The following is a 13,137-nucleotide window of genomic DNA, read 5'->3' as shown; positions in this document are numbered from 1 at the left end:
GCCTAACCCTTCGGTCAACGCGACCCGTACCAGCAGGCGTCTTGGGGCGCGAAGCCGCTCAGGCCCATCATCGGCCTCGCGCCCCAAGCCACCCGCTGGCACGGGCGCGTTACCTCAAACGTTAGGCCCAGCATATCCGTGGCCGCCGCTATCCCACTCGCCCTACTCGCCATGCTGCTCCTGCCAGCCGCGACAAGTGCGGGGCCCGCATCACGGCCTTCCCTCGTAAAGGTCAGCACGGCTGACTCGATTGTCATCCGAGAGGGCTACTCCAGCCAGCTTGCGAATGCCGCACGGGACGGCGACGTCCAGCGGGCCGTTCCAATCACAAGTCGCCACAACCATTCGATTGCGTTCATCTCTCGGAACGGCGAGTGTCCATACTGCACTGGCGGACGGGAAAGCATCGCAGCACCTGTTCTTCCACCACTCAATAGGGAGAAGTACTCTGGGCTGTGGACGACGCTCGCCCTTCTCCCCATCTTCATTGCAGTGGGATTCCGCGAAGAACACGGCTCAGATCGTCACGCTGTTCGCGCTGTCGAACCTGTGGATGGTGCGGCGGCAGTTGATGGGAGCGCATGGATGAGTGCGCCGGCAAAGCGCGAGGAGCGCGCGCCACACGCTCGCCGGGGCGCATCGAGCGACGATGTTCGCAACCATGAAGAGCCAAGCTGCGTGGCATGGCGTCCTCTCAGGCCCGTCAGTCGCCCGTCATCACGTTGTGCAGACCTTCCTTAGGTGGCTCTCGGGGTTGGGGCGCATTGAGAGGCGTGCCGTAATTCGACTACTTGCGGTCTCGCGTCTTCTCCGACCCCTTGCGTCCCCCAAGCCACTTGAAGGCGGGCGTCAGCATCCACGCCAGAGCGATGATGAGGGCAATGACAAGCCAGCCAAAGCTGCTTCCGGTGACCCCGAGCAGAAGATGAGGTAGCCCGAGCACTGGAACAATGAATATCAGGGAGATCACCCGAGTTATGACTTGGAGTGTTGCGGCCTCACTTGCGCGGAGTCTGGAACGGATTGACCACTTCGACTTTGAACTGTTTGAAGTCAGCAACGTTGCGCGTCACAACGGTCAGTTTATGCACCCGAGCAGTCGCAGCAATCATCGCGTCCTCGTAGAGGGTGTCGGACGCGCGGTGCATCAGTCGAGCCCACTCTCTGAAGGTTTGCGCGTCCATTGAAATTACATTGAAGGTCCCGGCAACCTGCGCGAGCCATTGCTCAAGCTCTGAGGCTTTCGCCTCATCCTGCTCACGCGTCACCTCAATGCCGGCCTGAATCTCGCCTATCGTCACCGCGGAGATGTGCAGGTCGACGTCAGCTGCGTCCTGAATCCACTGCACCACAGCGCCGTGCGGCTTCGGCTTGCGCAGTTCAGAAATGACGTTCGTGTCGAGCAAGAACATGTCGTTCAACGCAAGGTTGCTGGCCTGCGCCGACGGGCGCTACCTCGTGCAAGCACCGGAATGTCCGCCCTGGCTTGCTCGGACAGCAACAATTCCTTCAGCGAGGGCCTGGCAGAAGCCTGAAGCCGTCGCCACTCGTCCGCCGGCACGAGCACAGCAGCCTCAGTCCCTCGCCTGGTCACCATCTGGGGGCCCTCGGTCAAGCATTTCTCCAAGAACTCGCTGAACCGAGCCTTCGCATCCTGAACAGCCCACGTCTGCATGATCGCACCTTTTCTGACTAGCCACCTGACTAGTTTAACATAAGTGCGCCCTAACCCAGGCCTAACCCTTCGGTCAACGCGACAGCCAGCGGCATGGCACTTGGCCCGCGCAGCACTATCATGTGCACATCGAGGAGCACTTGGCACCATGTCATCCACGCTGCTGGCCCTGCTCGGCTTCATTTGCTGGACGCTGCTTCTCCTTGTGCTGATGGAAGTCATTCGCTCCAAGCTGGTTCTCGCGGGCCAGGTGGCCGCGAACGGGTTTGATCCGGAGAACTCGAACCTCTCGCCCTTCATGCAGCGCCTGGCGCGCGCCCACGCGAATTGCCTGGAAGGTCTGCCCATCTTCGGCGGTCTCATGGTCGTGGCGGTCATTGCGGGCAAATCCAGTCTCACGGATCCCCTGGCCTACGTGCTCCTTGCCGCGCGACTCGCTCAATCCACCATTCATCTCGCCTCTACCTCTGCGACTGCGGTAACCGCCAGGTTTGCAGCGTTCGCCGTGCAGATCTGCATCGCCATCTACTGGGCGTTCAGACTCCACGGCGCCTAGGTCGACGCCTGAGCCTGCCGGCAACGCAGTCCGAACCTTCAGGCGTGCTGGGTCGCGAGGCCGCGCGGCACTATCATCGGCTTTCGCCCCGTGCCTCCCGCTGGCACGGTCGCACCCGTTCAACCGCCAGGCCTGGATTCAACATCCCTCACCATGCGATCCCCCCTCCTTGCAGTGGCCGGTCTCCTGCTTGCATCGTGCGCATCCCAGGTGCCCACTGCCCCCTCGGCGGTGCCGCAGAACTCGCCCGAGTGCCTTTCTGCCAAGCTCAAAGCGGTCGATCCTCTGCCGACGAGCGCCATACCGGACGACGTGCTGCGCAAGGCCCAGAGTGGCTGGGTCACGGTCAGCTACGACGTCATTGCCGGCAAGGCGCAGAACGTCAAGGTCGTCGCCAGCAGCCCCCCGGGCCTGTACGACGCTCATGTTCTGCGCCATACCAGCCACTACACCGAACCCACCGGAGCCACCGTGCGGGGCTGCATCGCCACGACGAACATCAAGTTCTGAGGGGGTGCGGACTCGCCCACCCCTTTCGCCATTGGTTGCTGCTGCTGTTCACGACATCGCAATGGATTGCCTTCCACTGCTCAGACTGGTCGGTCTCGCATCGATCCTCCTGACCGCCTTGCCTGCAATCGCGCAGGCCACGGTCTATCGATGGACCGACGATGAAGGGCGCACGCACTACTCCGAGGTCGTTCCCGAGAAGTACAAGAAGACTGCGCGGCCCGTCTCCCCGGCGAGTCCGGGCCCGACGCCGCAGCAGCAGCGCGAGGCTCAGGAACGCGCCGGGCGCGAGAAGGCGCGAGCCGCCGAGATTAGTGGCGCGCCGAAGGCCGCGCCCGTCGCCCCGTCCGCGCCGGCCTCGGCCCCGATGGTGAAGCGCCCGGACCGCATGCCGGATGACCGGACGGACTGTGCGACATGGGCTCGCCTCTACAAGGAAAGCATCGACTGCTTTGCGCCGTTCAGGACGGCACGCGGTGCAACACGCGAAGAGGCCTTCGCCTACTGCACGCCTGTCGATGAGCCCCCGACCTCGTGCCGCCAGCGGCTGCCGTGAGGACCCCGGCGGGACCTCGACGATTCCGGGACACGGCATTCGGTGCGACGACCGGCAGTCCTGCTCGCGGATACGATCCAGCATCGAGGCCGAGTCCTTCCTGGCCAGTTGTGCAGGTGCCAAGATGGACGGGCAACCGGGGGGCGTTCCGTGCGAGCAACAGGGGTGCACGCACGCACCCGGTTGCCAGGCAGCCTGGCCACATCGATCATTTCAACGAGGAGCACACCATGCCCAAAGGCGAGCAGCGCAGCAACAAGATGGCCAAGAAGCCCAAGAAGGACGCATTGGTCCCGAAGGACTCGTCCTCCTCCCCGTCCACCCGCCCCGTGCCGCCCACGACCACCGTGCTCCCCAAGGGCAAGCTGAAGAACAAGCCGTAGGCCCCCTTCGCACGCGGTAGACAGGCGCGGGCGCTTCCACCGTCAGGCCGCCAGCGGCTGCGCGTTCCCTGTCGCGAGCTGGGCCACCTCCATCCGGCAGCGCGCTGCGCCGCCGACAGCCTCGATGACCACCGGCCCGCGCCCATCGCCCAGCGGCACGCGTTCACCCGCGTCGATGAAGTGATCGTCCGGATCGCCTGACCGGGTGAGCCAGATCCGGCCCTCCGTCACTCGCAATGCATGGCCTGACCCCGTGGGCAGGGTGACGGCGCGTCCGGCCGGAAGCTCGATGGAGGTCATCAACGTGTTCATGGACGGCATCGTCGCGGGCCGCGCATCGGCGCGCCAGCCACAGTGCAGGATGAATCTGTGCTGCACAGCCTGCGCTGGCGGCATGCCTGTGCCGGCCGGGTTTGCCCGAATCTGTGCTGGTCCGCATTCGCGGTCGACCAGCACAATGGCGGGCATGAGTTCCGATGCGCTGCCGCTGCCCCCGCTGTACCTGCGGCTGGCCGATCGACTGGCCGCGGCGATCCGCAGCGGCGCTTTGGCGCGCGGCGACCGGCTGCCGTCGGTGCGCCAGTGCGCCCGCGACGAAACGGTGTCGATCGCCACCGTGCTGCAGGCCTACCGCCACCTCGAAGACGCCCGGCTGATCGAGGCACGGCCGAAATCCGGCTACTTCGTCGCCACCGCGCTGCCGCCGGCGCTGCAGGAGCCGGACACCTCGGCACCGCCGGCCGATTCGCTGCAGGTCGACGTCGCATCGCTCACCGAGCGCGTGATGCAGATGGCCACCGACCCGGACGTGCTGTCCTTCGGCGCAGCCTGCCCCGCGGCGGAGTTCTTCGACGAGGAACGCCTGCGCCGTGCCCTGGCGCAGGCCACGCGCCGCCATCGCGCGCTGCTGTGCCAGTACCCCATCGTGAACGGCAGCGAAGCGACGCGGCGCGCCATCGCGCGGCGCGCGCTGCCCTGGGGCTGCGCGCTCGATCCGAACAACATCGTGCTGACCAACGGCGCGACCGACGCGATCGGCCTGTGCCTGCAGGCCGTCACGCGGCCGGGCGACATCGTCGCGCTGGAGTCGCCGACCTCGTTCGGCTTCCTGCAGGTGCTGGAGGCGCTGCACCTGCGCGCGCTCGAGATTCCCACCCATCCGCGGCACGGCCTGTCCATCGATGCGCTCGCGCTGGCGTTGCAGACGCAGCCGGTGCGCGCGCTGCTGTCGGTGCCCACGCTGTCGAACCCGCTCGGCGCGACGATGCCGCTGGCCGAGCGCCGCCGGCTCGCCCAGCTGCTGGCCGAGCACCAGGTGCCGATGGTCGAGGACGCGATCTACAACGACTGGGCCGAGCGCGACGAGCACCGCCGCGCGGTGCGTTCGTTCGACCAGGAAGGCCTGGTGATGCTGTGCGGCTCGTTCTCGAAGACGGTGGCGCCGGGGCTGCGCGTCGGCTGGGTCGATGCCGGCCGCTTCACGCCGGCGCTGCGGCGGTTGAAGACGGCGCTGTTCGGCGGCCACACGACGGTGGCCGAGCTGGCGATGGCCGACCTGCTGCAGCAGCCGGGCTTCGAGCCGCAGCTGCGCCGCATGCGCCAGGACATCGCGCGGCGTGTCGATGACGCGCGCAGCCTGATCGCCGAAAGTTTCCCGCGCGGCACGCGCGTCACCGATCCGCCCGGCGGCATCATGCTGTGGCTGGAGCTGCCTTCGGCGGTCGATTCGCTCGCGCTGTTCAAGGCCTGTCTCGACGAGCGCATCTGCATCGCGCCGGGCACCATGTTCAGCGCCACCGACCGCTACCGGCACTGCATCCGCCTGAGCGTCGGCGGCCGCTGGGACGAAGCGCAGCGCCAGGCGCTGCGCCGCATCGGCGCGATTGCCGAGGCGATGCTGGCGCGCGGCACGCTGCGGCTGGCGGCATGACGGCCGTGCTGGCACCGGCCGCTGCCGGCTGGCGCGGCCGCCTGCAGCTGCACTACCGCACCGCGGCCGATGGCGGCACCACCGCACTCGACCGCCACGAAGGCCCGCTGCGCGTGCTGCAGCGGCTGTACCCCGAAGGCCCGGCGGTGTGCCACCACGTGCTGGTGCATCCCCCCGGCGGCATCGTCGGCGGCGACGAGCTGCAGATCGAGCTCGCGCTCGACGGCGGCACGCACGCGCTGCTGACGACGCCGGGCGCGACGCGCTTCTATCGCAGCGCCGGTGCGCTCGCGCAGCAGCAGCTCGTCGCGCGCGTGCAGCCCGGCGCGCGGCTGGAGTGGCTGCCGCTGGAGACCATCGCCTACCGCGGCTGCCGCGCCGACAACCGGCTGCGCTTCGAGCTCACCGACGGCGCCGAGATGATCGGCTGGGACGTGCTGGCGCTCGGCCTGCCCGCGGCCGGCCAGGCCTTCGACGGCGGCCGCTTTCTGCAGCAGCTGGAGCTGCCCGGCGCCTGGCTCGAGCGCGGGTCCATCGATGGCGGCGACGCGCTGCTGCTCGACTCGCCGCTGGGCTTCGCGGGCCGGCGCGTGCTGGCGACGCTGTGGTTCGCGGCCGGTTCGGCGATCGAGCGCGCGCGCGCCGAGGCGCTCGTCGAGAGCGCCCGCGCGGCCATCGACGCGAGCGCGCTGGCCGCCGACGCCGGCGTCACGCGCCAGCACGAGCGCGTGCTCGTGCTGCGGGCGCTGGCCGAACGCGTCGAGCCGGCGATGCAGTTGCTGCAGGCGGTGTGGTCGGCGTGGCGGCCGCTGGCCTGGGACCTCGCGCCCTGTGCGCCGCGGGTCTGGCGCACCTGAAGCCGCCATCCCGCGAACAGGGGACCGGGGCGGCCGCGACCGCCCATCTGCTGCACTACGATGCGCGCCCATGATCCGACCCCGCCTGACCCTCCTGAGCCGCCCGGCCCTCGCCGCCCTCCTGTTGACCTTCGCCGGTGCTGCATCGGCGCAGGTCTTCAAGGACAGCGCACTGCAGGCCCTGCTGGACGCCGAACGCCATGCCGAGCTCGACCGCGTCGCGCTGCAGCGCGTCGCGACGCAGCCCGACGACGCGCAGGCCGTGCTGGCGTTGGCGCTCGGTGCGCTGCGCCAGAACGACGGCCCCCGTCGTGAAGCGGCCATCCAGCGCGCCGAGGCCTGCCTGCAGAAGGCCCCGCAAGCCGCCCCCTGCCACTACGCCTTCGGCAGCGTGCTGGGCGTGCACGCGATGAGCCAGGGCATGCTGAAGATCGCCGCCAGCGTTGGCAAGGTGAAGGAGGCGCTGCTGCAGGCGATGACGCTGGAGCCGCAGTGGTACCCGGCGCGCAGCGCGGTGGTGGAGTTCTACCTCGCCGCGCCTGGCTTCGCCGGCGGCAGCGTCGCGAAGGCGCAGGAGGCCGCGCGCGCGGCCGCGAAGCCCGAGCAGCAGCAGGCGCTGGAAGCGCGCATCGCCTTGCACGAGGAGCGCTTCGACGCCGCGGTGAAGGCGCTGCAGCCGCTGCAGACCGCCGACAGCGCGCTGGCCGACGATGTCGTGCAATGGACCGCGGTCGCCGGCTTCGGGCTGCTGAAGGCCGGCAAGCCCGACGCGGCGCGGCCGGTGTTCGAGCGCCTGCAGCAGCAGCGGCCGGACCAGGCGATCGGCGCCTACGGCCTCGCGCGCGTCGCGACCGACACGAACGCGCCGGCCGAGGCGGTGAAGCTGCTGCAGCAGAGCGCGAAGCTCAAGGGCGCCGAGAACCTGCCGATCGACTACCGCCTGGGGCTGGCGCTGCAGGCGCAAGGGCAGAACGACGCGGCCAAGGCCGCCTACGAGCGCTTCATCAAGACCGGCCGGGGGCCGAAGAGCTCGCTCGAGGACGCGAAGAAGCGCCTCAGCGGGCTGAGCGCCTGAGGCGCACCACGCCGGCCCGGGTCACGCCGCGAAGGCGTACGGCCCGCCCTTCTCCAGCGCGCGCCGGTACGCCGGCCGCGCATGGATGCGCTGCAGGAACGCCATCAGCTTCGGGCGGCTCGCGTCCAGCCCCGCGCGCTGCGCCGAGGCTTCGACCGGGAAGCTCATCATGATGTCCGCGCCGCTGAGCTCCGGCCCCGCGAACCACTCGCTGCGGCCGAGCTCGGCTTCCATGTAGTCGAGGTGGCGCGTCAGGTTCGGCCAGACGACCGCGTCGAGCGCCTTGCGGCACACCGCCTTGATCACCGGCTTGACGATGAAGGGCATCGGCGAGCCCGCGATGCGGTCGAACACCAGCTTCATCAGCAGCGGCGGCATCGCCGTGCCCTCGGCGAAGTGCAGCCAGTAGCGGTAGCGCAGGTGCTCGGCCGTGCCCGGCGCCGGCATCAGCCGGCGTTGGCCATGGCGCTCGAGGATGTACTCGACGATCGCGCCGGTCTCGGCGATCACGTTGTCGCCGTCGCTGATCACCGGCGACTTGCCCAGCGGATGCACCGCGCGCAGCTCGGGCGGCGCGAGCATGGTCTTGCGGTCGCGCTGGTAGTGCTGGATCCGATAGGGCAGCCCGAGCTCCTCGAGCAGCCAGAGCACGCGCTGCGAGCGGGAGTTGTTGAGGTGGTGGACGGTGATCATGGGGTCATTGTCGTGGCCAGCCATTGCAGGACACCGTCGCCGGCGAGACGCCCGCTGGCGAAGCACGCGGTCAGCAGGTAGCCGCCGGTCGGCGCTTCCCAGTCCAGCATCTCGCCGGCGCAGAAGACGCCGGGCAGCGCGATCAGCATCAGGCGATCGTCGAGCGCTTCGAGCGCCACGCCGCCGGCGGTGCTGATCGCCTCGTCGACAGGACGCGCCGATTTCAGCACGATCGGCCAGGCCTTGAGCTCCTCGGCGAAGGCCCGCGGGCTCTTCGCGATGCGTTCGGCGAGCGCCGCCGCGTCGTAGCGCTCGCGCAGCAGCGCCGCCTTCGCGCCATCCAGGCCGCCATGCTCCTTCAGGTGGTTCGGCAGCGAGCGCGCACCGCGGCCGTGGGCCAGCGCCTCGGCCAGCTTGTCGACCGGGCGGCCGGCGACGAGGTCGATCAACACCGTCGCCTGGCCGTCCCGCGCGATCGCGTCGCGGATCGCCGCGGACGCGGCGTACACCAGGCTGCCCTCGATGCCGCCGGCGGTGATCACGAACTCGCCGGCGCGGTCGAAGCCGCCGAACTTCAGCCGCACCGACTTCATCGGCGCACCGGCGAAGCGGCGCGAGAAGTAGTCGCTCCAGCCGACGTCGAAGCCGCAGTTCGCCGGCTGCAGCGGCGCCAGCGCCACGCCGCGTGCCTGGAGCCAGGGCCACCACGCGCCGTCCGAGCCCAGCCGCGGCCAGCTGGCGCCGCCCAGCGCCAGCACGACGGCATCGGCGTCGACCACCTGCTCGCCGGCCGGCGTCGCGAAGCGCAGCCGCGTCGGCGGATCGTCGGGTTGCCAGCCCAGCCATCGGTGGCGCGCATGCAGGCGCAGTCCGGCCGCGCGCAGCCGGTGCAGCCAGGCGCGCAGCAGCGGCGCGGCCTTCATCTCGTGCGGGAAGACGCGGCCGGAACTGCCGACGAAGGTCTGGATGCCGAGGCCCTGCGCCCAGTCGCGCAGCGCCTGCGGGCCGAAGGCCTCGAGCCAGCGGGCGACGGCGACGGCGCGCGCCCCATAACGCGCGATGAACGCGGGCAGCGCCTCGCTGTGCGTCAGGTTCAGGCCGCCCTTGCCGGCCAGCAGGAACTTGCGCCCGGCCGACGGCATCGCGTCGTAGACGTCGACCTGCGCACCGCCGGCGAGCAGCCGCTCGGCGGCCATCAGCCCGGCCGGGCCGGCGCCGATCACCGCGACCCGCGCGGTGGTGCAGGCAGGCCCCGTGGAAACCCCTGTAGGACGGGAGGCAAGCGATTTGTAGGAGGGGTCCATCGGCGGCAGTCTATTCGCGCAAGCAATCGTTCACCGAACGTGACCATCGGTCAGCAATGCGTGGCTTTGAGACAGCAGGCCCCCGCAGCGCGCGGCAAAGGTCAGACTGACGTCGTGACCGGTCCTGGAACCCCGCCCAAGACCGCTCAGAAGCACAACCCATCGCTATTCGAGAAGGAGCCCACATGAACCGCAAGACCCTCTGGCAGATCACCGCGATCGCTTCCGCCGCCGCCCTGTTCGGCATCGCCCAGGCCCAGTCGGACACCAGCACCAGCGCTGCGCCGATGACGACCGAGGACCGCGTCGCGGCCGAAGCGGTCGAGATGGCTGCGCAGCCGGTGGTGACCGCCGACCAGGCGCAGACCACGGTCGACATCACCGCGCAGCCGGTGGCGACCGACACGACGACCACCACGCCGCAGTCGACGACGATCGTGATCGTGCCGACGCAGGTCGACCACACCGCGATCCACGCGAAGGCCTGGTCGGCCTGGGAAGCCGAATCCGCCACGGTGACGCGCGAGGACGTCAATGCCGAAGCCCGCTACGCGATGCAGAACGGCCTGATCCCGCGCGGCGAGATCGGCACCGTCCATGAAGACAAGGGCAGCATGGGCCCCGAGCTCGCCGACCAGGCCCGCCACGAGCGCTCGACGCAGCAGGTGTACGCGAAGGTCGAGAGCCGCTACCAGCAGATGGCCGCCGCGGAGCAGGAGCGCCTGAATCAGCTGGCCCTCGCCGAGCAGCAGCGCCAGCAGGCGCTGGCCGCGCAGCAGCAACAGCAGGCGCTGGCGCAGCCGGCCGCGCCGCAGCAGTGATCGACCGGGCTGCCTCGCGCGGCCCCTGGTGTCGACCGACGGGCGCCCTCGAGCGGCGCCCGTCTTCTTTTCGGGGCTACACGGAGACGAGCTTGCGCACGCCGTCGGCCGCCATGTCGGCGCCTCGGCCGCGCTGCACGATCTCGCCGCGCTCCATCACGAGGTACTGGTCGGCCAGCCCGGCCGCGAAGTCGTAGTACTGCTCGACCAGCACGATGGCCATCGTGCCGCGATCGGCCAGCATGCGGATCACGCGGCCGATGTCCTTGATGATGCTGGGCTGGATGCCCTCGGTCGGCTCGTCCAGCAGCAGCAGCTTCGGCCCCGCCGCCAGCGCCCGCGCGATCGCCAGCTGCTGCTGCTGGCCGCCCGACAGGTCGCCGCCGCGGCGGCCGATCATGCTCTTGAGGACCGGGAAGAGCTCGAACAGCTCGACCGGGATCGCGGTGCCGCCGGCCTTCACGGCCAGGCCCATGCGCAGGTTTTCCTCCACCGTCAGCCGCGAGAAGATCTCGCGCCCCTGCGGCACGTAGCCGATGCCGCGGCGCACGCGCTCGTAGCTGGTGGTCCGGGTGATGTCGGCGCCGTCGAGCTGCACGCTGCCGGTCTTCACCGGCACCACGCCCATCAGGCTCTTCAGCAGCGTCGTCTTGCCGACGCCGTTGCGGCCGAGCACCACGGTGACTTCACCGGCCTTCGCCTCGAAGCCGAGGTTGCGCAGGATGTGGCTGCCGCCGTAGTACTGGTTGAGGGAGTCGACCTTCAGCATGGTGTTCACTGTCCGGATTCACCGTCCGAGGTAGACCTCGACGACCTCTTCGTTGGCCTGAACGTCCTTCAGCAGCCCCTCCGCGAGCACACGCCCTTCGTGCAGCACCGTGACCTGCTTGCGCCCCTCGGTCAGCTGCTCGACGAACTTCATGTCGTGCTCGACGACCACCAGCGAGTGTTTGCCCTCCAGCGACAGGAAGAGCTCGGCGGTGCGCTCGGTCTCCTCGTCGGTCATGCCGGCCACCGGCTCATCCAGCAGCAGCAGCTTCGGGTCCTGCATCAGCAGCATGCCGATCTCCAGCCACTGCTTCTGGCCGTGCGACAGCAGTCCCGCGGTGCGCTGGGCTTCGGGCAGCAGGTGAATCGTCGTCAGCATCTCGCCGATGCGGTCGAGCTGCGCGCCCGACAGCCGCGAGAACAACGAGGCGCGCACGCGCCGGTCGGCGGCCAGCGCGAGCTCGAGGTTCTCGAACACCGAGAGCTCCTCGTAGACCGTCGGCTTCTGGAACTTGCGGCCGATGCCGATCTGCGCGATCTCTGGTTCCGACAGGCGCAGCAGGTCGATCGTCGAGCCGAAGTGCGCACGGCCGCTGTCGGGCCGGGTCTTGCCGGTGATGCAGTCCATCATCGTCGTCTTGCCGGCGCCGTTCGGGCCGATGATGCAGCGCAGCTCGCCGACGTTGACCGCCAGCGTCAGCGCGTTGAGCGCCTTGAAGCCGTCGAAGCTGACGGTGATGTCGTCCAGGTACAGCGCGACGCCGTGGGTGAAGTCCGGCTCGCCGAGCTTGGCGATCCGGCCGTAGGCGGCCGCGCGGCCGCCGCTCTCGGTGGCGCTGGCCGCTCTCTTCGCGGCATAGGCTTCGCGGCGGCGCGCGCCCTCCTCCATCAGGTCCGGGGTCATGCGCGCTTCTCCGCGACCTTGCGGAACAGGCCGATGATGCCATTCGGCAGGAACAAGGTCACCGCGATGAACAGCGCGCCGAGGAAGTACAGCCAGAACTCGGGGAACGCGACGGTGAACCAGCTTTTCGCGCCATTGACGAAGAACGCGCCGACGATCGGGCCGATCAGCGTCGCGCGGCCGCCGACCGCGGTCCAGATCGCGATCTCGATCGACGCCGCCGGGCTCATCTCGCTCGGGTTGATGATGCCGACCTGCGGGACATACAAGGCGCCGGCGATCGCGCACATCACCGCCGACAAGGTCCAGATGCTCAGCTTGTAGGCCAGCGGCGAGTAGCCGGTGAACATCACGCGCGTCTCGGCGTCGCGGATCGCCTGCAGCACGCGGCCGTACTTGCTGTTGACGATCGCCCGCGCCATCAGGAAGAAGCCGACCAGCGTCAGCCCGCTGATCGCGAACAGCACCACGCGCATGCCCGAGGTGGCCACCGGCAAGCCGAGGATGCGCTTGAAGTCGGTGAAGCCGTTGTTGCCGCCGAAGCCGGTCTCGTTGCGGAAGAACAGCAGCATCGCGGCGAAGGTCATCGCCTGCGTGATGATCGAGAAGTACACGCCCTTGATGCGCGAGCGGAAGGCGAACCAGCCGAAGACGAAGGCCAGCGCGCCGGGCACCAGCACGATCAGCAGCATCTGCGCAATGAACGAGTCGGACAGCGCCCAGTGCCAGGGCAGCGCCTTCCAGTTCAGGAACACCATGAAGTCCGGCAGGTCGCTCTGGTAGTTGCCGTCGCGGCCGATCTGGCGCATCAGGTACATGCCCATGCCGTAGCCGCCGAGCGCGAAGAACAGGCCGTGGCCCAGCGACAGGATGCCGGTATAGCCCCAGATCAGGTCCATCGCCAGCGCGCAGATCGCGTAGCAGAGGATCTTGCCGGCGAGCGTGACCCAGTAGTCGCTGAGGTGGAAGGTGCTGCCGGGTGGCACTGCCAGGCTCAGCAGCGGCACCAGCACGGTGATCACCGCGACGGCGATGGCGACGGCCGTCCAGCCCGAGGGGCCGAGCAGCAGGCCGCGCTTCTGGTGCAGGGTCGCGCTCATGGGAA

16 protein-coding genes are annotated in these 13,137 nt (G+C 69.2%); 8 read left to right on the top strand and 8 right to left on the bottom strand.

Translation table 11 applies throughout. The features are described 5' to 3' along the window. Nucleotides 1-998: 998 nt before the first annotated feature. Both P1K89_RS30835 and P1K89_RS30830 read right to left on the bottom strand, forming a co-directional pair. Nucleotides 999-1,412: a type II toxin-antitoxin system VapC family toxin gene (locus P1K89_RS30835; RefSeq protein WP_284620391.1), complete on the bottom strand. Its 414-nt coding sequence runs from the start codon at nucleotides 1,410-1,412 to the stop codon at nucleotides 999-1,001. A gap of 5 nt (nucleotides 1,413-1,417) precedes the next feature. Beyond that, on the bottom strand, nucleotides 1,418-1,675 hold the full coding sequence (locus P1K89_RS30830; RefSeq protein WP_284620388.1) for a type II toxin-antitoxin system Phd/YefM family antitoxin: 258 nt from the start codon (nucleotides 1,673-1,675) through the stop codon (nucleotides 1,418-1,420). Nucleotides 1,676-1,823: 148 nt separating this feature from the next. Here P1K89_RS30830 and P1K89_RS30825 point away from each other — a divergent pair, with 148 nt between their 5' ends. The 4 genes from P1K89_RS30825 to P1K89_RS30810 all read left to right on the top strand — a co-directional run bounded on the left by P1K89_RS30825 (nucleotide 1,824) and on the right by P1K89_RS30810 (nucleotide 3,680). Then, a complete protein-coding gene (locus tag P1K89_RS30825) occupies nucleotides 1,824-2,231 on the top strand; it encodes an MAPEG family protein (protein WP_284620387.1) in 408 nt (135 codons plus the stop codon). A 153-nt stretch (nucleotides 2,232-2,384) separates the two neighbouring features. Next, a complete protein-coding gene (locus P1K89_RS30820) occupies nucleotides 2,385-2,741 on the top strand; it encodes an energy transducer TonB (protein ID WP_284620386.1) in 357 nt (118 codons plus the stop codon). A 61-nt stretch (nucleotides 2,742-2,802) separates the two neighbouring features. Next, a complete protein-coding gene (locus P1K89_RS30815) occupies nucleotides 2,803-3,297 on the top strand; it encodes a DUF4124 domain-containing protein (protein ID WP_284620385.1) in 495 nt (164 codons plus the stop codon). A 230-nt stretch (nucleotides 3,298-3,527) separates the two neighbouring features. Next, the gene (locus tag P1K89_RS30810) at nucleotides 3,528-3,680 is read left to right on the top strand and encodes a hypothetical protein (protein WP_284620384.1); all 153 of its coding nucleotides are present in this window, start codon (nucleotides 3,528-3,530) and stop codon (nucleotides 3,678-3,680) included. Nucleotides 3,681-3,722: 42 nt separating this feature from the next. On the opposite strand, the gene P1K89_RS30805 is transcribed toward P1K89_RS30810, so the two are convergent. Continuing rightward, a complete protein-coding gene (locus tag P1K89_RS30805) occupies nucleotides 3,723-4,148 on the bottom strand; it encodes a DUF2917 domain-containing protein (RefSeq protein ID WP_284620383.1) in 426 nt (141 codons plus the stop codon). On the opposite strand from P1K89_RS30805, the gene P1K89_RS30800 reads away from it, so the two are divergent. The 3 genes from P1K89_RS30800 to P1K89_RS30790 all read left to right on the top strand — a co-directional run bounded on the left by P1K89_RS30800 (nucleotide 4,147) and on the right by P1K89_RS30790 (nucleotide 7,542). Next, nucleotides 4,147-5,610, top strand: a complete 1,464-nt coding sequence (locus P1K89_RS30800; RefSeq protein ID WP_350082476.1) for an aminotransferase-like domain-containing protein — start codon at nucleotides 4,147-4,149, stop codon at nucleotides 5,608-5,610. The genes P1K89_RS30805 and P1K89_RS30800 overlap by 2 nt on opposite strands. Then, nucleotides 5,607-6,467 (top strand): urease accessory protein UreD, encoded by an 861-nt coding sequence (locus tag P1K89_RS30795; RefSeq protein WP_284620381.1) that lies wholly within the window; start codon nucleotides 5,607-5,609, stop codon nucleotides 6,465-6,467. The genes P1K89_RS30800 and P1K89_RS30795 overlap by 4 nt, the downstream gene beginning before the upstream one ends. Nucleotides 6,468-6,537: 70 nt before the next feature. Then, entirely contained in the window at nucleotides 6,538-7,542 is a 1,005-nt protein-coding gene (locus P1K89_RS30790) for a tetratricopeptide repeat protein (RefSeq protein WP_284620380.1), read from the top strand. Between the two features lie 21 nt (nucleotides 7,543-7,563). Here P1K89_RS30790 and P1K89_RS30785 read toward each other — a convergent pair whose 3' ends face one another. Together P1K89_RS30785 and P1K89_RS30780 are read right to left on the bottom strand one after the other, a co-directional pair. Further along, nucleotides 7,564-8,235: a glutathione S-transferase family protein gene (locus tag P1K89_RS30785; RefSeq protein ID WP_284620379.1), complete on the bottom strand. Its 672-nt coding sequence runs from the start codon at nucleotides 8,233-8,235 to the stop codon at nucleotides 7,564-7,566. After that, nucleotides 8,232-9,539: a TIGR03862 family flavoprotein gene (locus P1K89_RS30780; protein ID WP_284620378.1), complete on the bottom strand. Its 1,308-nt coding sequence runs from the start codon at nucleotides 9,537-9,539 to the stop codon at nucleotides 8,232-8,234. The genes P1K89_RS30785 and P1K89_RS30780 overlap by 4 nt, the downstream gene beginning before the upstream one ends. A gap of 185 nt (nucleotides 9,540-9,724) precedes the next feature. On the opposite strand from P1K89_RS30780, the gene P1K89_RS30775 reads away from it, so the two are divergent. Next, on the top strand, nucleotides 9,725-10,360 hold the full coding sequence (locus tag P1K89_RS30775) for a hypothetical protein (RefSeq protein ID WP_284620377.1): 636 nt from the start codon (nucleotides 9,725-9,727) through the stop codon (nucleotides 10,358-10,360). 76 nt (nucleotides 10,361-10,436) lie between these two features. Here the strand turns inward: P1K89_RS30775 and urtE are convergent, their stop codons facing one another. From urtE to urtC, 3 genes are read right to left on the bottom strand one after another with little or no spacing between them, the layout of a single operon-like run. Next, the gene (gene urtE / locus P1K89_RS30770; RefSeq protein WP_284620376.1) at nucleotides 10,437-11,129 is read right to left on the bottom strand and encodes an urea ABC transporter ATP-binding subunit UrtE; all 693 of its coding nucleotides are present in this window, start codon (nucleotides 11,127-11,129) and stop codon (nucleotides 10,437-10,439) included. An 18-nt stretch (nucleotides 11,130-11,147) separates the two neighbouring features. Continuing rightward, nucleotides 11,148-12,032, bottom strand: coding sequence for an urea ABC transporter ATP-binding protein UrtD (gene urtD, locus P1K89_RS30765; RefSeq protein ID WP_284620375.1), 885 nt, complete (start codon nucleotides 12,030-12,032; stop codon nucleotides 11,148-11,150). Then, nucleotides 12,029-13,132: an urea ABC transporter permease subunit UrtC gene (gene urtC / locus P1K89_RS30760; protein ID WP_284620374.1), complete on the bottom strand. Its 1,104-nt coding sequence runs from the start codon at nucleotides 13,130-13,132 to the stop codon at nucleotides 12,029-12,031. Before urtC ends, urtD begins: the two co-directional genes overlap by 4 nt. Nucleotides 13,133-13,137 lie beyond the last annotated feature (5 nt).

The sequence above is a fragment of the Aquabacterium humicola genome (assembly GCF_030167915.1).
GTDB classification, from domain to species: Bacteria; Pseudomonadota; Gammaproteobacteria; order Burkholderiales; family Burkholderiaceae_C; genus Pseudaquabacterium; species Pseudaquabacterium humicola.
The sequence above is the reverse complement of the archived record's forward strand: the minus strand, read 5'-3'. Positions and strand labels throughout refer to the sequence as shown.